Raw genomic sequence first — 16329 nt, 5'->3', positions numbered from 1 at the left:
GCGGCAGCCGGATGAGGGGCGAACCCTCGCCAGCGCCAAAAACCTCAAGCCGCCACTTCCGCCCGGGCCTGTTCCGCCAGCAACTTCTGTGCACTGACGAAATCCACCTTGCCGGAGCCGAGCACCGGAACGGTGCCGACCTTCACCTCCGAGGGCACCATCATGTCCATCGCGCCCTTTTCCTTGGCAAAGCGCAGGAAGGCGGCGCGGGTGGCGTCGGGAGCGTCGGTGAGGAGGACGAGGCGCTCGCCCTTCTTGGCATCCGGCAGGGAGACGACGACCGACAACTTTCCGGACCAGAGTTCGCCGGCCAGCGCCTCGACGGCGGCGAGCGAGACCATTTCGCCGCCGATCTTGGCAAAACGCTTGGCGCGGCCGCGGATGGTGATGAAGCCGTCCTCGTCGACGGTCACGATGTCGCCGGTGTCGTGCCAGCCGTCCGGCGTCGGCTCCAGCACGCCGGGGTTTTCGGCGCGCAGATAACCGGACATGACGTTTGCGCCGCGCACGAAGAGGCGGCCGCCGACGTCGACGCCCGGCACCGGGTCGAGCCGGTATTCCATGCCGGGCATGATCTTGCCGACGCTGCCGGCCTTGTTGAACATCGGCGTGTTGAGCGCGATGACCGGGGCCGCCTCGGTGACGCCGTAGCCTTCGAGGATGCGCACGCCGAACTTTTCCATGTAGAGCGCGCGGGTGGTGGCGCGCACCGGTTCCGCGCCGGCGAAGCAGTAGCGGATCGAGCGGAAATCATAGGGGTGCGCGGTGCGGGCGTAGCCGTTGAGGAAGGTGTCCGTGCCGAAGATGATCGTGGCGTTGGAGGAATAGATCAGCTCCGGGATGATGCGGTAGTGCAGCGGCGAGGGATAGAAATAAACCGGCACGCCCGAGACGAGCGGCAGGATGGTGCCGGCCGTGAGCCCGAAGGAGTGGAAGACCGGCAGGATGTTGAACACCTTGTCGCCGGAATGGAAGTCGATGCGGGAGGCGGCCTGCGCGGCGTTGGAGAGGATGTTGCGGTGGGTGAGCACCACGCCCTTCGGCGCGCCTTCCGAGCCCGAGGTGAAGAGGATCACCGCCGGATCGTCCGCCTTGCGCTTGACGAGCGGTCGGCCTTTTCGCAGGAGACCGCGCAGTTTGTCGGCAAAACCGATGGTTTGGCGCAGGTCGTCGAGCCAGACGATCTCCAGCGTCTTTGCGAGTTCTTCCACGACCGGGCCCAGTTTTGCCTGGGTGACGAAGGCGCGGGAGGTGAGCACGCGGCGCACCTCGGCAGCCTTACAGGCCGACAGGATATTGGCGGAACCGGCGGTAAAATTCAGCATGGCCGGCACCTTGCCCGCGGACATGACACCGAGAAGGGTCGCGACGGAGCCGTTGGCATTGGGCAGGAGCACGCCGAGCGTCCGGTCATCAGGGTAGAGCGCGCGGAATTTTGCGCCGAGCACGGCGGCACCGGTCAAAAGCTTGCCATAGGTGAGCGAACCGGTGACGGGATCCTGCACGGCAAGACGGCGCATGCCGCGCTCCTCGGCGCTTTCGATGACCTTTTCGAGGACGGTCGTGCTGGTGTCCGTGGTGGAGAACATCAGCATGGACATGACCTGGTAGAGTTCGGCGCCCGCCGCCATGCGGCGCTTGCGGCCCTTCAGCTCGGCCGGCACGGTGAGGCGCACCGGCGGCAGGATCGTCACCTTGACCTTGGGGAACAGGCGGCGGCGCACATGCAGCGCGGAAAGGCGCGAGAAATAGCTCTTCTCCAGTCCGTCGATGCGCACGGGCACGACCATCGCGCCGGTCTTGTCGGCCACCATGGCGGCGCCGTCATAGACCTTCATCAGCGCGCCCGTGACGGTGATGCGGCCCTCGGGGAAGATGACCAGCGGCTCGCCATTGTTGACGGTCTTGATCAAGGTGCGCGTCGCCATCGGTTTTGAAGGATCGAGCGGCAGGAAGTTGCACATTTTCAGGAAGGGTTTCACCCACCAGGCCTTGGCGATGGTGTAGTCGACGGCGAAAGTCGGTTCTTCGTCGGTGAGGGCAAGGGCCAGCGCACCGTCGAGGAAGGAGACGTGGTTGAGTGCGATGATCGGCGCTTTTCCCGCCTTCTTCAGGTTTTCGAGGCCGTCGACCTCCAGCCGCAGGAAGGCGCGGAAGAGGATGGAGACGAAATCGCGGAAGGCGTTGGTGGGGAGCGTCTTCAGCATCACCCAGGCGGCAACGATATTGGCGAGCGCGAGGCCGGCGAGGAGCAAGGGCGTCGAGGTGCCCGCCGCCTGCAAGGCCGCGACAAGGCCGCCGCCGACTGTCATGAAGCCGGCCGAGAGCACATTGGCCGCGCCGATGACGCGCGAGCGCTGCTCTTCCTCGGCCCAGGCCTGCAAGGCGGCGAAGGTGGGCACGACGAGGAAAGCGCCCGCGATCGCCATGCCGGCGAGGTCGATGGCGATGCGGATCGTGTAGGGGCCGGCGAAGAAGGCGGAGAGGCTTTCCGCGGGCGCCGCGACACCGGCATGGCCGACGCTCCAGGCAAGATCGAAGCCGAAGAGGGCCATGATCAGCGTGCCGATCGGCGCCGGCAGCAGCACGATGCGGCCGGCGGACATCCAGGCGGCGATGGCCGAACCGATGCCGACGGCGACGGCGAAGACGGCGAGATAGGCGGTGATGGCGGTCTCGTCGCCGCCTAGGCTGCCCTTGACCATGGGCGGCAGCAGCGAGAGCACGATGGCGCCGACCAGCCAGAACCAGGCGGCCATCAGCGCCGAACGCCACAGGCGCTTGTCGCCGCGCAGCGCATTGACGAGGCGGCCGGTGGAGCGGAAGACGTTGCGATCGACGGCGAGATCCGGGGCCTTCGCGCCGACGCGGGGAATGTAGCGGCTCGACAGCCAGCAGGCGAGCGCAAGGCCGAGCATCATCGGCCCGAAGAGCCAGGGATTGACGCCGTCAGCGGCGGCAAGGCCGGCGACCAGCGTGCCGCCGAGAATGGCGATGAAGGTGGCGCCCTCGATCCAGGCATTGGCGCGCGGCAGTTCCTTGCGTTCGAGATGATCGGGCAGGATGCCGTATTTGACCGGGCCGAAGAGGGCGGAGATGACGCCGTAGAGGAAGAGCGCCGCCATCAGCACCGTGATGGAATGGAAGGCAAGGCCGATGACCGCAACGCCGGCGGCCGCCAGTTCCACCCGCTTCAGCCGCTCGGCCATCACGGCCTTGTCGAACTTGTCGGCAAGCTCGCCGCCGAGGGCGGAGAACAAGAGGAACGGCGCCATGAAGACGGCGCCGGCGAGCGTCACCAGCGATCCCGCGTCCTCTGCCGCGACCGTCGCGAGGATCAGGAAGACCAGCGTGTTCTTCAGGAAATTGTCGTTGAAGGCGGAAAGGAACTGGGTCCAGAAGAGCGGCGCGAAGCGCCGGGACGTCATGAGATTCTGTTGCACGGCGCATCCCCCATCTTGCGGGATTGTTTAAAGGCAAGACCTTGCCGCTTGGTTGAGAGGCAAGGTCGCTTTCGATCAGACGTCTTCGCTCTTGATGCCGAGCAGCAGCTTTTCCGTCTTGGCGTCGTCGATGCGGCGGAGCAGCTTGTCGGCTTCCTGGTTGTCGCGCAACGTCTTGGTGACGTTTACGGTGGTCTGCACCAGCATCAGGATGCCCATGGCGAGATAGCCTTTGCCCCAGAGATCGAGCGGCATCATGTAGAGGCCGAGCGCCAGCATGAAGGCGGCGAGGCCGAAGCTGGCATAGGAAAAGGTCGTCCAGGCGGACGAGTGTTTCATCAGGCTGTCGTTCATGGCGATGGTTCCCTTCAAATCCGTTTTATTGGGCGTTCATGCGGCTGCGCAGGCGCTGGAGCACCTCGTCCGCGCTGGTGACGAGCGGGCGGCCGCAGCCGGCGGCGGCGAGTTTTTCGGCGAGCGCCGCCGGGTCCGGGCCGGTCTCCAGCGTCGTCAGCGCCTCGGCCGTCAGTTCCGCCTCGCGCTGGCGCTGCTCCAGCCGGGCCAGCGTCGCTTCGGCGTCGGCGAGCGTGTTTTCGCCCGGTGCGTCGTTCGAAAGGCGCCGGGTGCGATCGCGCGCCAGGGCGAGGCGTTCGCCGCGGCGCAGCGCCGAAAGCCGCATCTCGCTCTGCCGCACCGCCTGTCTCAGACGGTCGATGCCGCCGGAAAATTCGGCCTGCACCTGGCGGGCGTTCTGCAATTCGGTCTCCAGCCGGGCAATCGAGCCGGCAGCCTCGGTGGCAAGGTCGTCGCGGCCCGTTTCGAGCGCGGCGATGGTGCGGGTTTCGAGGTCCTTGATGCGGACGGCGAGGCGTTCGGCGTTTTCCGTCTCCAGCCGGTTCTGGGCGATGGCGACGGCCACCGCCCGGCGGGCCGCCTCCACGCCGCGCGCGGCGTCGCGGATCTGCTGGGCGAGGATGGGAAGGGCATGACGGTCGCCGAAGGCCTCTTGCGCCTCGTGGGCACGGCCGCGCATCAGCGTCAAGATCTGTTTGAACATTTGCGTCTCTCCCTATATGAACAATGTTCAATAATCTTGTCGCATAAAAATGAACGTTGTTCAATATAGAAAATGAACAGCGTTCAAAAATGGGAGTCGAGACCGATGGCGGGACCGCGGACCAAGAAGGAAGACCTGAAAACCCGGCTTGTCGCGGCCGGCACGGACCTCATCCGCGACCAGGGACTGAAGGGCCTTCGCGCCCGCGACATCGCCGAGCGGGCGGGCGCTGCGCTCGGCGGGCTCTACACGGTGTTTCCCGATCTCGACGGACTGATCCTGACGGTCAATTCCGGCACGCTGAAGCGGCTGGAGACGACGCTGGAAACCGCCATCCCGCGAGAGGCCGGCATCGAGGACACGTTCCTCAACCTGTCGCTCGCCTATCTCCGCTTTGCGCTGGCGGAAAAGAACCTCTGGGCCGCGCTTTTCGAGCATCGCATGCCGGAGGGCGTTGCGGTGCCCGACTGGCACCTTGCCGAACACGCTTTCCTGATCGGCCTCATCGCCGTGCCGATGGCGGCGCGCATGCCGGATGCGTCCGCCGAGGACATCGCCATCCGCGCCCGCACCTTCTTTTCCGCCGTGCACGGCGTCATCGCCATCAGCCTGGAGGGGCGCTTCGTCGGCATCACGCCGGCGCGGCTGGAACAGGAGGTCGCCGCCCTCGCCCGCATTCTGGCGAGAAGTCTCGGGTGACCGGCGGGACGGGCGGATTTTCGAACAAAGTCCCCCTCTGCCCATCGGCACCTTCCACAAGCGCCGGCAATCGCTCGGGCATGCGCGGTGGCCGCACCTTCCCTTCTCCCCGTGGGGAGAAGGTGGCCCGAAGGGTTCAGGCGCAACATGTAGCGCCGGGGATGAGGGGGGGCACGCGGATGGCTCCCCGGCTTTTCTAGCCTTCGGCTTCCCCCTCATCCCGCTGCCGCGACCTTCTCCACGCTGGGGAGAAGGGGGCTGGGGGCAGCGAATTCATTCCATTGATGATAGCCGGCCCTCTGGAGCGGTTGGGGGGCTTTCGTGATGTAAAAACGGCACTGCCGCGGCAGCCGGCCGTAAGACTTTTAGGCGAACCGAAACGCGATCGCGGCGCCAATTTGCTGGCGGCGCACGGCCTTGCGGTCACGGTTGCTCTCTTCCAGCGCATAGTGCATCGCCGCCTCCTCGCTGGCGAACAGGCCGCCGACGCGACCGAGGCGGTCTTCCACCACCCACCAGCCATGCGGGTCGCGGCCGACGGTAAAACGGGGCGGCTCCGGCGGTCGGCTGGCGCGGCGGACGCGGTTTTTGCGGGTCTGGCGGTGCATGGGTCTTCCTTTCGGGGGATGGATCAGGGTTGCGGCAGAAAATGCTGCACGGCCGCCGCGGCGACGAGGATGAGGCCGATGCGCAGAAGCAGCGCCGGCAGCGGCAGCGGGGGTTTGGGGTGTGGCAGCGCGGCGGCGATCGCCTTGCGGTCCTTCTTCCTGGTTTTCATGTGCCGGTCCCTCAGCTCGCCCTGGCAAGCTGCGCGGCGCATTCCGGCAGGCCGGCAAGCGCCCGGCGCACCGTCGCGCCCATCGCGGATGAGGCGGGCACCAGCGGCAGCCGCACTGTCTCGGAAAGGCCGAGCACGGGCGAGAGCCCGTGTTTGACCACGGCCGGGTCGGGCGTGTCGCCGAGCGCGGCAAAGAGCGGCGTGAGGCGATCCTTCAGGTCGAGCGCAAGGTCGATGTTGCGGGTCCTGAGCGCCTGGTGCATGGCGCTCGTCAGGCGCGGCGCGAGGTTCGCGGCCGGCGACAGCGTGCCGCTTCCGCCGAGCACGTTGAAGGCGAAGGCGGTCGCATCATGGGCGGAATAGAGCGCCAGCCGCTCGCGCAGCCTGCGGTCGATCACGGCGAGCCGCGCCATGTCGCCGGATGCGTCGACGAAGCCGTGGATGCCCACGATCTCGCTGAGTGCCCAAAGGGTTTCGGCCGTGACGTCCGAACGCGTCGTCGCGGGATCGGCGAGCACCAGGATCGGCAGCGCCGTCGCCTCCGCCACGGCGCCGAGATGGGCGATGATGCCCTTCTGCGTCGGCTTGCTGTAATAGGGCGTCGTGACGACCAGTCCGTCCGCGCCCTCTTCTTCCGCATCGAGCGCCAGTCTTATGGTCGCGTCCGTCGCATAGGTGCCGACTGCGGCAAGCACGGGCACGGCAAGGCCGGCGCTGCGGACCGCCGTCGCGAGCACCGCGCGGCGCTCCTCGCGGCCAAGCGCCGGCCCCTCGCCCAGCCGGCCGCAGACGGCGATGCCGGAAACGCCGCTCGCAATCTGCCAGTCGATGAGGGCGGCGAGCGCCGCGTGGTCCACCGCCTCGCCGGCAAAGGGCGTGACGAGATCGGAAATGAGGCCCTGAACGGGAATGCGGCGCCGATGCTCCGGCATGGTATTGTCCTTTCAGTGTTGTGAGGGGGCGGGGCGATCGAGCGCCACCAGGGCGGCCATGACGGCGGCGCGCCGGTCGCCATGCACGGCGACGGCGCGGCGGGGCGCGGCCTCCGTGAGGACGATGCGGGCGATCCAGACGCCGTCGAGCGCCTGCAGCCGGTCGAGCCGGCGGGCGGGGCATGCGGCCGCAACCAGCGCCCGGCTTGCGCCGTCGAGGTCGTCACGCTCCATCAGGATGCGGAAGGCGCGGCGGAACCCGATGTCTTCGCGCGCTTCGGCAAGCGAGGGCAGGACGCGCAGCACCTCCCAGAAGTGGTGTTCGCGCAGGCGCGGCACGGTGGCGAGGCGCGCGGCGAGCGCATCGGTATCGGCGGGCAGGATTTCCGGCACGGCGGCCGGCAATTGCCACGGAGAAAGCCTAGGCATGGGCCACCGCTAGCAGCGCCAGGGCGGCAAGAGCCGCGAGCAGCGCCCAGGTCGTGGCGGGCCGCGGCGTCGCATCCGCCCGGCGGAACCGCCTTGCGGCGTTTTCGTGCATGCGCACGCGGTGGTTGAGAAAAATCATCCGCGTCGAGAGCGGCGGCAGGGACGGGTCAGGCTGGTCTTTGCGCATCAGGGCGCCTCCTGGAATGTCGAGGCCAGGGCCGTATCCGGCGGTGGCTTCGACCTTCAAGCTAGGCGTGCCGACATAACTTCTCGATAGGGAAAAGCAGCGGGGAAGATAGGGATTTCATAAAGACGGCGGGGCTAAACAAGCTTCCGGCGATGCACGGCCCAGACGGCCGCCGCGCTCATGGCCGCCAGCGCGAACCAGGTCAGCGCGTAGACGAGATGGCTGTTGCGGAAGGCGATGACAGTCATGCCGCCGACCGGCAGGCCGCCGGGATTTGCCGTCGCGTCCGCATCGATGAAATAGGGCGCGACATCGGCAAGGCCCTTTGCAGCGGTGATGGCGGCGACATCGCGGGAGAACCAGCGATCCCCGGCCGGGTCGTTGGCGCGCAGGAACGCGCCGCCGGGTTCGCTGAGCCTGAGGAGGCCCGTCACCGCGACGGGGCCGGCGGCCAGTTCGCTGGCGATGCGATCGGCGGGCTCGCGCCGGTCGGCGGGCACGAAGCCGCGGTTGATCAGCACCATCGTCTCGTCCGGCAGGCGGAGCGGCGTCAGCACCCAGAAGCCCGCGCCGCGCTCCGTCACGGCCTGTACCAGTACAGTCCTGTCATGCTGGAAGAGGCCGGTGGCGGTGACGCGGCGGTATTCGTCCTTCTCTCGGGTGATCTCGGGCCATTCGGCACGCGCGGGGGTTGGCACAGGGTCAGCGTTCACGCGGCTGTCGACGCGAGCGATGAGGTCGAGCTTCCAGAAGAGGCGTTGCACCTGCCAGGCGCCGAGCGCGAGGAACGCGGCGAGGAGAAGGAGGAGGAAGCCGGTAAGGAGGCGCCGGGCGCGGGGGGACGGTTGGGGCATCAGGCCTATTGCACCCCCCTCTGCCCTGCCGAAGACCCGCACGATGCGTCGGGCCATTGTATCTGGGCAATGTCCCTCACCCTAACACTCTCTCCCCAAGCGGGGAGAGGGAACTTGCCCCACGGATCGCTGCAACTTGAGAAAAACGGCGCGGCATATCCCCTTCGCCCCGCTTGCGGGGAGAAGGTGGCCGGCAGGCCGGATGAGGGGCAGAGGGGCGTGGTCGCCAAAGCGGTCCATTTTTTCCCGCACATCCACCACCCCGCTCAGGGCATGTTCTTCATCATCTCGTGGGTCATCGGCATCATGTTGGTGTTGAGGTGATGCATGACCCAGAGCGAGCCGGCGATCGCGATGCCGACGATGATGAGGGTGAAGATCAGCGCCATCATCGTCCAGCCGCCTTCCGAGCGCGGGTTCATGTGCAGGAAGTAGACCATGTGCACGACGATCTGCACCACGCCGATGCCCATGACGAGAACGGCGGTGAAAAGCTTGCTGTCGAGCACGCCGCCCATGACCAGCCAGAAGGGAATGGCCGTCAGGACGATCGAGAGCACGAAGCCGATCATGTAGCCCTTGAACGAGCCGTGGCCGGCGCCATGGCCATCGCTGTGGGCATGGTGGGTGTCGTGGGCGCTTTCGTGGGTGGGGTGGGCGCTCATCCGAGGACTCCCAGGAGATAGACGAAGGAGAAGACGCCGATCCAGATGACGTCGAGGAAGTGCCAGAACATGGACAGGCACATCAGGCGGCGGCGGTTCTCGGGGTTGAGACCGTGTTTCTTCACCTGCACCATCAGCGTGATCAGCCAGATCATGCCGAAGGTGACGTGCAGGCCGTGCGTGCCGACCAGCGTGAAGAAGGAGGAGAGGAAAGCCGAACGCGTCGGGCCGGCGCCCTCGGCAATCAGGTGATAGAACTCGTAGAGCTCCAGCGCCAGGAACGCCGCGCCGAAGACGCCGGTGATACCGAGCCAGACCAGGGTCTCCATCTTGGCGCCCCGCTCCATCTGGAGCATCGCAAAACCGTAGGTGATGGAGGAGAGGAGCAGCATCGCCGTGTTGATGGCGACGAGATTGAGGTCGAACAGATCGGCCGGCGAGGGCCCTGCCGCATAGTTGCGGCCGAGCACGCCGTGCGTTGCGAACAGCACGGCGAAGATCAGGCAGTCGCTCATCAGGTAGAGCCAGAACCCCAGCATGGTGCTGTTTTCCGGGTGATGATCGTCCTTGAGGTAGAAGACCGGCTTTTCGTCGGGATTGTGGACTTGGGTCGCGCTCATGGCTCAGGTCCGTTCTTCAAGCAGTTTCGTGCGCGCATCCTCCGTCGCCGTCACGGTGTCGGCGGGGATGAAGAAGTCGCGGTCGTAGTTGAAGGTGTGGGCGATCGAAACAGTGACGATGCCGATGAAGGAGAGCGCCGCCAGCCACCAGATGTACCAGATCAGCGCGAAGGCGAGCACGACGCTGATGGCCGACAGGATGACGCCCGTGCCGGTGTTTTTCGGCATGTGGATCGGCCGGAACCCGCCGAGCGGACGTTCATAGCCGCGGCTCTTCATGTCGTACCAGCTGTCGTGGTCGTGCACGACAGGGGTAAAGGCGAAGTTGTAGTCCGGCGGCGGCGAGGAGGTCGACCATTCGAGCGTGCGGCCGTCCCAGGGGTCGCCGCTGTCGCAGCGCAGCTGGTCGCGCTTGAAGTAGCTGACGACGAGCTGCACGATGAAGGAGCCGATGCCGAGCGCGATCAGGAAGGCACCGAAGGCGGCGATGATGAACCAGATCTGCAGCGAGGGATCCTCGAACTGGCTGACACGGCGGGTGACGCCCATCAGGCCCAGCACGTAGAGCGGCATGAAGGCGAAGAAGAAGCCGATCTGCCAGAACCAGAAGCTCATCTTGCCCCAGAACGGATCGAGCTTGTAGCCGAAGGCCTTGGGGAACCAGTAGACGACGCCCGCCATCAGCCCGAACAGCACGCCGCCGATGATGACGTTGTGGAAATGGGCGATGAGGAACAGCGAGTTGTGCAGCACGAAGTCGGCCGGGGGGATGGCGAGCATTACACCCGTCATGCCGCCGATGACGAAGGTCACCATGAAGCCGACCGTCCACAGCATCGGCACCTCGTAGCGGATGCGCCCGCGATACATGGTGAAGAGCCAGTTGAACATCTTCGCCCCCGTCGGGATCGAGATGATCATCGTCGTGATGCCGAAGAAGGCGTTGACGGACGCGCCCGAGCCCATGGTGAAGAAGTGGTGCAGCCAGACGAGATAGGAAAGGATCATGATCACGCAGGTGGCATAGACCATCGACGTGTAGCCGAAGAGCCGCTTGCCGCAGAAGGTCGCGACCACCTCGGAGAAGATGCCGAAGGCCGGCAGAACGAGGATGTAGACCTCCGGATGGCCCCAGATCCAGATGAGGTTGATATACATCATCGGGTTGCCGCCGAGGTCGTTCGTGAAGAAGTTCGTGTCCACGTAACGGTCGAGCGACAGGAGGGCGAGCGTCGCCGTCAGGATCGGGAAGGTCGCGACGATCAGGATGTTGGTGCAGAGCGCGGTCCAGGTGAAGACCGGCATCTTCATGAAGGTCATGCCCGGCGCGCGCATCTTCACGATGGTCGCGATCAGGTTGATGCCCGACAAGGTCGTGCCCACACCCGCGACCTGTAGCCCCCAGATGTAGTAGTCGACGCCGACGCCGGGACTGTAGTCCGCGCCCGAAAGCGGCGGATAGGCGAGCCAGCCGGTGCGCGCGAATTCGCCGACGAACAGCGACATCATGATGATGACCGCGCCGGCCGTCGTCATCCAGAAGGAAAAATTGTTCAGGAACGGGAAGGAGACGTCACGCGCGCCGATCTGCAACGGCACGACATAGTTCATGAAGCCGGTGACGAAGGGCATCGCCACGAAGAAGATCATGATCACGCCGTGGGCGGTGAAGATCTGGTCGTAGTGATGGGCGTTGAGATAGCCCTCGTTGCCGCCAAAGGCGATCGCCTGCTGGATGCGCATCATGATGGCATCGGCAAAGCCACGCAAAAGCATGACGATGGCGAGGATGATGTACATGATGCCGATCTTCTTGTGATCGACCGACGTGAACCACTCGTTCCAGAGATAGCCCCAGAGCTTGAACTTGGTGATCAGGCCGAGAAGCGCGATGCCGCCCAGCGCCACGACCGCGAAGGTCACGACGAGGATGGGCTCATGGTAGGGGATCGCTTCCCAGGTGAGCCGTCCAAAGAGGAATTGCGTGAGGCTGATGTCGCCGAACATGGGATCGTCCAATAGCTTTGCGTAGGCGGCCCGGTGGGCCTTGGGCCTTGCGCGCCCGCCGCAGCCGGCGGGCGCAATGAAAACTGGTGCGGCTAGTGCGACTGGTGCGCGTCGTGGTTCATCGTTGCCGGGTTCTCCTCGACGCCCTCGGCCGGTTCTTCGCTGCGCGCGGGATTGCCGGTCTCGGGGAAGGTGGCGGCGGGTGCCTCGTCCTCGGCATGGCGGTTGTCGTGCTCGAGCTTGGCCTTGTTGTCGTGGCTTTCCTTGCCGGCGCCGCCCATCATGTCGATGTGCATCATGTCCTTCATGCACATCTGGCCGTCGCGCACGCACATGTTGAGCACCGCCTGGTAGAGCCCGTTGTCGACAGTGGCGTAGTAGCGCACCGGCTCCTTCACGCTCGGCTTTTCGAGCTTCAGGTAGGCGTCGCGGTTGAGCGCCGTGCCGTTCTGCTTGACCCGCGCCACCCAGGCCTCGAAACCGGCCTGGTCGACCCCGTGGAACTTGAAGCGCATGTGCGAGAAACCGTCGCCGCTGTAGTTGGACGACAGGCCCTCGTATTCGCCCGCCTTGTTGATGACGGCGTGCAGCTTCGTCTCCATGCCGGGCATGGTGTAGATCATGCCGGCAAGTGCGGGCACATAGAAGGAGTTCATCACCGAAGAGGCGGTGAGCTTGAAGTTGATCGGCACGTCGACGGGCGCTGCCATCTCGTTGACGGTGGCGATGCCGTATTCCGGATAGAAGAACAGCCATTTCCAATCGAGCGCCACCACCTCCACGGTGATCGGTTTCATCTCTTCCGTCACCGGCCGCGCCGCGTCGAGCCGCTCCAGCGGCCGGTACGGATCGAGCTTGTGGGTGCTGACCCAGGTGATGGCCCCGAGCGCGATGATGATGGCGAGCGGGGCCGACCAGATGGCGACTTCCAGGCCCGTCGAATGATGCCACTCCGGATCGTACTTCGCTGCGGTGTTCGACTGGCGGTAATGCCAGGCGAAATAGAGCGTCATTGCCAGCACCGGTACGATGATGATCAGCATGAGAATGGTCGAGACGACGATCAGGTCCCGTTGCTGGGCGGCGATGTCGCCGGACGGTGACATGACAACCATGTTGCATCCGGTGAGCAGGACCAGCATCAGGGGGAGGATCGAGACTCGGGCTAAACTGAATGGCTTCGGCATTGCGGCCTCAACTTGCGTTCTGTCTAGTCGGCAATAAGCGGGCATCGTCGCGCTTGGAAGTGAGGTGCTTCGTCGCAGCGCAGCATTCTGTCGCAGTGCGGTAGAAACATTTGGGCTGTCCGCCGCCGCAAAATTGATCTAGCGCAATAATCGTCGCGGGTCTCGCATGCCCGCTGCAACGGATCGAAGGTTCGGACGCAACCTTGCCGCAACGCGCACGTTTCGCCTAATTCTTGATATTGGACGCCGAATAGTCAACACTCTAACGACATGGCGCACATTGCTCGGAGAAATTCATGAGTTCGGTCGCTAATCCTTCGTCCTCCGGTCTCGAGCGGGATGCCCGCCGCATGCATGCGGACGACAAGCCGCTGTCGCCCGGCAGTGTCGCCATCGGCGTGGTGATCGGGCGCACCTCCGAATTCTTCGATTTCTTCGTTTACGGCCTCGGCTCCATCCTCGTTTTCCCGAAGCTGATCTTCCCCTTCGCCGGCAGCGCCGTCGCCGCGACGCTGATGTCCTTCGCGCTCTTCCCCCTCGCCTTCCTCGCCCGTCCGGTCGGCTCCTTCGTCTTCATGTGGATCGACCGCAACTACGGCCGCGGCACCAAGCTGACGGTGGCACTGGTCATCCTTGGCGGCTCTACCGCCTCCATCGCCTTCCTTCCGGGCTACGAGACGATCGGCTACTGGGCGGTCGCGCTGCTCGCGCTCTTCCGGCTGGGCCAGGGTTTCGCGCTCGGCGGCGCCTGGGACGGGCTCGCCTCACTGCTCAGCCTCAGCGCGCCGGAAAACCGCCGCGGCTGGTACGCGATGATCCCGCAGCTCGGCGCGCCCTTCGGCTTTGCGCTCGCCAGCATCCTGTTCGGTTATTTCGTCACCAGTCTTTCGGAGGCGGATTTCCTCGCCTGGGGCTGGCGCTATCCGTTCTTCGTCGCCTTCGCCATCAATGTCGTGGCGCTCTTCGCGCGCCTGCGCATCGTCGCCAGCAAGGAGTTCGGCGCGGCCATGGAGGCGCAGGAACTGCAGCCCCGGCCGGTCTTCGAAATGCTGAGCAAACATTCGATGGATGTGGTGCTCGGCGCCTTCGTGCCGCTGGCAAGCTTCGCCATGTTCCACCTCGTCACCATCTTCCCGCTCTCCTGGATCACGCTCAACGGCGGCCAGTCGGTGCAGGAGTTCCTCTGGGTGCAGGTGGCGGGCGCGGCCGTCGGCGCCGTGGGGATCGTGCTCTCGGGCGTCATCGCCGATCGCATCGGGCGGCGCAACCAGCTCATGGCCGGCGCCATCCTCATCGCGATCTTCTCCTTCTCCGCGCCGTTCCTGCTGGATTCCGGCGGCAAGGGGCAGGATGCCTATATCCTGATCGGCTTCTTCATCCTCGGCCTCACCTTCGGCCAGTCCTCGGGCGCCGTCTCCTCGCGCTTCACGAAGTACTATCGCTACACCGGCGCGGCGCTGACCTCGGACCTCGCCTGGCTCGTCGGCGCCGGCTTTGCGCCGCTCGTGGCGCTCGGCCTTGCCACCAGCTTCGGCATCATCTTCATCGGCGGTTATCTGATCTCGGGCGCGATCTGCACGATTGCGGCACTGACGCTCACGCGGGCGCTCGACCAGAACTGAGGTCGAACTCAGAGCGACTTCGCCCCTCATCCGCCTGCCGGCACCTTCTCCCCGCAAGCGGGGCGAAGCCTATGCTGCGCCGGCTTCCCGTACTAAGGCCGTTTGTGGGGCAAGTCCCCTCTCCCCGCTTGCGGGGAGAGGGTTGGGGTGAGGGGCAAAGCTCACACCTTGGTCCACATCAACGCCGCCCCAAAACCTCCAGCGCCTCCGCAACGAGCTTTGTCGTCAGCTCCCCCGCCGGCAGGGCCCGCGCGAGCCGCGCGGCCTGGCCGGACCAGAGATTGGTGAAATCGTCCCGTCCCGCCGCCTCGGCCTTCGCGCGGATCGGGGCGAGCGCGCCGCCGGCCGTCGGGAAGGCGGGGGCGAGGTCCGACATCGGGCCGATCTCCCGCATCAGCCGGTTGAAGATGCCGCGTGCCGGCCGGCCGGTGAAAAGATTGGTGAGCGCCGTGTTGTCGTCGCGTGCCGTCGCCATCGCCGCCTTGTGGAACGGGTTCATCCGCGCCTCCGGTGTGAAAAGATAGGCCGTGCCGACCTGCACGGCCGACGCGCCCAGCATCAGCGCCGCCGCCACCCCTCGCCCATCGGCGATGCCGCCCGCTGCGATGACGGGAACCTTCACCGCATCCACCACCTGCGGCACCAGCGCCATCGTGCCCACCTGCGCCGCCATGATATCGGTCAGGAAACTGCCGCGGTGGCCGCCGGCCTCGAAGCCCATGGCGATGACGGCATCCACGCCATGCGCCTCCAGCCAGACGGCCTCGGCGACCGTCGTCGCTGACGAGATGATTTTCGCGCCCGTCGCCCTGACCCTTGCGAGCAGCCCCGCCTCCGGCAGGCCGAAATGAAAGCTCACCACCTCCGGCCGCACCGTTTCCACCACGCGGCAATAGGCGTCGTCGAAGGGCGCACGCCCCGTCGCGGGGATCGGCATGGCGGGGTCGAGCCCCGCTTCGAGGTAATAGCCGGAGAGACCCTGTTTCCACGCCGCATCGGCCGCCGCGTTCTCCGCCGGCGGCGTATGGGCAAAAAAGTTCACATTGACCGGCCGATCCGTGGCGGTGCGGATATCGGTGAGCGCCGCCTGTACCTGCTCGACGCTGAGCAGCGCACTCGGCAGCGACCCCAGCCCGCCGGCCCTTGAAACGGCGATGGCCATCTCCGCTCCGGTCGAGCCGGCCATCGGCGCCTGGAGGATGGGCAGGTCGATGCCGAAGAGATCGAGAATGCGGCGGTCGGGCCAGCGGTCCATGGGCTGTTCCTTTCGGTGGGGAAGATGTGTTGGATCCGTTATACGCCCATCGCCACGAGCGTCTATGTCGCACTCGGAGAGACGGCCTTCCGCACGGCAACCTGGCTCTGGCCGGCAGCGGCCATGGCGGCAAGCAGCCGCAGCGCGTCGGCGGCGAGCGACGGCTGGCGGGTGAACCGGAAGCGCGTGCGGGCGGCAAGGCCGAGGGCGGCAGCGCCCTCCTCCGTCAGGACAAGCTCGACATGGTCGGGATGGCCGATGAGCGCACGCACCGCGTGGCCGTCGCAGGCAAGGTTCTGGTCCGTGCGTTCAAGATAGAGCAGGTCTTCAAGGAGCGGCGGTTCCGCGCCGCTCCGGGTGCGCCCGCAGGCGATGTGCAAGATGTCGAGCGGATCGTCCGCTGACGCAAAGCCGAGCGAGAGCACGAGGAGTTCGCCCTTCTCAAACAGGATCTCCTCGATCTCGAAATCGTGCGTGTCAAACGCCAAGAACCGGCATCCTCTCGTTCTTGAGGGTGGTCGCCGCGTTCCGTTTGCCGGGTGCGACCCGTATTCGCGCCGTCAAACCGGACATGCCTTCCTCCCCTGTGCCGGC

17 protein-coding genes are annotated in these 16329 nt (G+C 65.8%); 2 read left to right on the top strand and 15 right to left on the bottom strand.

All coding sequences use genetic code 11. The features are described from left to right. Positions 1-44: 44 nt before the first annotated feature. The 3 genes from EXZ48_RS14630 to EXZ48_RS14620 all read right to left on the bottom strand — a co-directional run bounded on the left by EXZ48_RS14630 (position 45) and on the right by EXZ48_RS14620 (position 4500). Positions 45-3443 carry an acyl-[ACP]--phospholipid O-acyltransferase gene (locus EXZ48_RS14630; RefSeq protein ID WP_130516640.1) on the bottom strand — a complete coding sequence of 1133 codons (3399 nt, stop codon included), beginning with the start codon at positions 3441-3443 and terminating at the stop codon, positions 45-47. Positions 3444-3518: 75 nt separating this feature from the next. Then, positions 3519-3797: a YiaA/YiaB family inner membrane protein gene (locus EXZ48_RS14625; RefSeq protein ID WP_023517096.1), complete on the bottom strand. Its 279-nt coding sequence runs from the start codon at positions 3795-3797 to the stop codon at positions 3519-3521. Positions 3798-3822: 25 nt separating this feature from the next. Next, positions 3823-4500, bottom strand: coding sequence for a PspA/IM30 family protein (locus EXZ48_RS14620; RefSeq protein ID WP_130516639.1), 678 nt, complete (start codon positions 4498-4500; stop codon positions 3823-3825). Between the two features lie 105 nt (positions 4501-4605). Between EXZ48_RS14620 and EXZ48_RS14615 the strand changes: the two genes are divergently transcribed. Beyond that, positions 4606-5199, top strand: a complete 594-nt coding sequence (locus tag EXZ48_RS14615) for a TetR/AcrR family transcriptional regulator (RefSeq protein WP_130516637.1) — start codon at positions 4606-4608, stop codon at positions 5197-5199. A gap of 365 nt (positions 5200-5564) precedes the next feature. Here the strand turns inward: EXZ48_RS14615 and EXZ48_RS14610 are convergent, their stop codons facing one another. The 10 genes from EXZ48_RS14610 to cyoA form a co-directional block, all read right to left on the bottom strand. After that, a complete protein-coding gene (locus EXZ48_RS14610; RefSeq protein WP_130516635.1) occupies positions 5565-5807 on the bottom strand; it encodes a hypothetical protein in 243 nt (80 codons plus the stop codon). A gap of 23 nt (positions 5808-5830) precedes the next feature. Further along, entirely contained in the window at positions 5831-5977 is a 147-nt protein-coding gene (locus EXZ48_RS34880; RefSeq protein ID WP_023517515.1) for a hypothetical protein, read from the bottom strand. Positions 5978-5988: 11 nt separating this feature from the next. Further along, complete coding sequence (locus EXZ48_RS14605; protein ID WP_130516633.1) at positions 5989-6909, bottom strand: dihydrodipicolinate synthase family protein; 921 nt, start codon at positions 6907-6909, stop codon at positions 5989-5991. 12 nt (positions 6910-6921) lie between these two features. After that, complete coding sequence (locus EXZ48_RS14600; protein ID WP_130516632.1) at positions 6922-7338, bottom strand: hypothetical protein; 417 nt, start codon at positions 7336-7338, stop codon at positions 6922-6924. After that, positions 7331-7525: a hypothetical protein gene (locus EXZ48_RS14595; RefSeq protein WP_130516631.1), complete on the bottom strand. Its 195-nt coding sequence runs from the start codon at positions 7523-7525 to the stop codon at positions 7331-7333. The genes EXZ48_RS14600 and EXZ48_RS14595 overlap by 8 nt, the downstream gene beginning before the upstream one ends. A 134-nt stretch (positions 7526-7659) precedes the next feature. Continuing rightward, positions 7660-8379 (bottom strand): SURF1 family protein, encoded by a 720-nt coding sequence (locus tag EXZ48_RS14590; protein WP_130516630.1) that lies wholly within the window; start codon positions 8377-8379, stop codon positions 7660-7662. Between the two features lie 266 nt (positions 8380-8645). After that, positions 8646-9044, bottom strand: coding sequence for a cytochrome o ubiquinol oxidase subunit IV (gene cyoD, locus EXZ48_RS14580; RefSeq protein ID WP_050744370.1), 399 nt, complete (start codon positions 9042-9044; stop codon positions 8646-8648). Beyond that, positions 9041-9664, bottom strand: coding sequence for a cytochrome o ubiquinol oxidase subunit III (cyoC, locus tag EXZ48_RS14575; protein WP_050744369.1), 624 nt, complete (start codon positions 9662-9664; stop codon positions 9041-9043). Before cyoC ends, cyoD begins: the two co-directional genes overlap by 4 nt. Positions 9665-9667: 3 nt before the next feature. Further along, the gene (gene cyoB / locus EXZ48_RS14570; RefSeq protein ID WP_130516628.1) at positions 9668-11671 is read right to left on the bottom strand and encodes a cytochrome o ubiquinol oxidase subunit I; all 2004 of its coding nucleotides are present in this window, start codon (positions 11669-11671) and stop codon (positions 9668-9670) included. 92 nt (positions 11672-11763) lie between these two features. Continuing rightward, the gene (gene cyoA, locus EXZ48_RS14565) at positions 11764-12858 is read right to left on the bottom strand and encodes a ubiquinol oxidase subunit II (RefSeq protein WP_023516010.1); all 1095 of its coding nucleotides are present in this window, start codon (positions 12856-12858) and stop codon (positions 11764-11766) included. Positions 12859-13154: 296 nt separating this feature from the next. Here cyoA and EXZ48_RS14560 point away from each other — a divergent pair, with 296 nt between their 5' ends. Continuing rightward, positions 13155-14480: an MFS transporter gene (locus tag EXZ48_RS14560; RefSeq protein ID WP_050744367.1), complete on the top strand. Its 1326-nt coding sequence runs from the start codon at positions 13155-13157 to the stop codon at positions 14478-14480. A gap of 178 nt (positions 14481-14658) precedes the next feature. Here the strand turns inward: EXZ48_RS14560 and EXZ48_RS14555 are convergent, their stop codons facing one another. After that, positions 14659-15735, bottom strand: coding sequence for a nitronate monooxygenase family protein (locus EXZ48_RS14555; protein WP_130516627.1), 1077 nt, complete (start codon positions 15733-15735; stop codon positions 14659-14661). Positions 15736-15797: 62 nt separating this feature from the next. Beyond that, the gene (locus EXZ48_RS14550; protein WP_130516626.1) at positions 15798-16223 is read right to left on the bottom strand and encodes a hypothetical protein; all 426 of its coding nucleotides are present in this window, start codon (positions 16221-16223) and stop codon (positions 15798-15800) included. Positions 16224-16329: the final 106 nt, after the last annotated feature.

It is taken from the genome of Shinella sp. JR1-6 (assembly GCF_004284735.1).
GTDB lineage: Bacteria > Pseudomonadota > Alphaproteobacteria > Rhizobiales > Rhizobiaceae > Shinella.
This window is presented reverse-complemented; position numbering and strand designations above follow the sequence as displayed.

Bases quoted from the DNA above. Each gene is read 5' to 3' on its own strand.
- EXZ48_RS14625 (WP_023517096.1), bottom strand. From the start codon at position 3,797: ATGAACGACAGCCTGATGAAACACTCGTCCGCCTGGACGACCTTTTCC.
- EXZ48_RS14620 (WP_130516639.1), bottom strand. From the start codon at position 4,500: ATGTTCAAACAGATCTTGACGCTGATGCGCGGCCGTGCCCACGAGGCG.
- EXZ48_RS14615 (WP_130516637.1), top strand. From the start codon at position 4,606: ATGGCGGGACCGCGGACCAAGAAGGAAGACCTGAAAACCCGGCTTGTC.
- EXZ48_RS14610 (WP_130516635.1), bottom strand. From the start codon at position 5,807: ATGCACCGCCAGACCCGCAAAAACCGCGTCCGCCGCGCCAGCCGACCG.
- EXZ48_RS34880 (WP_023517515.1), bottom strand. From the start codon at position 5,977: ATGAAAACCAGGAAGAAGGACCGCAAGGCGATCGCCGCCGCGCTGCCA.
- EXZ48_RS14605 (WP_130516633.1), bottom strand. From the start codon at position 6,909: ATGCCGGAGCATCGGCGCCGCATTCCCGTTCAGGGCCTCATTTCCGAT.
- EXZ48_RS14600 (WP_130516632.1), bottom strand. From the start codon at position 7,338: ATGCCTAGGCTTTCTCCGTGGCAATTGCCGGCCGCCGTGCCGGAAATC.
- EXZ48_RS14595 (WP_130516631.1), bottom strand. From the start codon at position 7,525: ATGCGCAAAGACCAGCCTGACCCGTCCCTGCCGCCGCTCTCGACGCGG.
- EXZ48_RS14590 (WP_130516630.1), bottom strand. From the start codon at position 8,379: ATGCCCCAACCGTCCCCCCGCGCCCGGCGCCTCCTTACCGGCTTCCTC.
- cyoD (WP_050744370.1), bottom strand. From the start codon at position 9,044: ATGAGCGCCCACCCCACCCACGAAAGCGCCCACGACACCCACCATGCC.
- cyoC (WP_050744369.1), bottom strand. From the start codon at position 9,664: ATGAGCGCGACCCAAGTCCACAATCCCGACGAAAAGCCGGTCTTCTAC.
- cyoB (WP_130516628.1), bottom strand. From the start codon at position 11,671: ATGTTCGGCGACATCAGCCTCACGCAATTCCTCTTTGGACGGCTCACC.
- cyoA (WP_023516010.1), bottom strand. From the start codon at position 12,858: ATGCCGAAGCCATTCAGTTTAGCCCGAGTCTCGATCCTCCCCCTGATG.
- EXZ48_RS14560 (WP_050744367.1), top strand. From the start codon at position 13,155: ATGAGTTCGGTCGCTAATCCTTCGTCCTCCGGTCTCGAGCGGGATGCC.
- EXZ48_RS14555 (WP_130516627.1), bottom strand. From the start codon at position 15,735: ATGGACCGCTGGCCCGACCGCCGCATTCTCGATCTCTTCGGCATCGAC.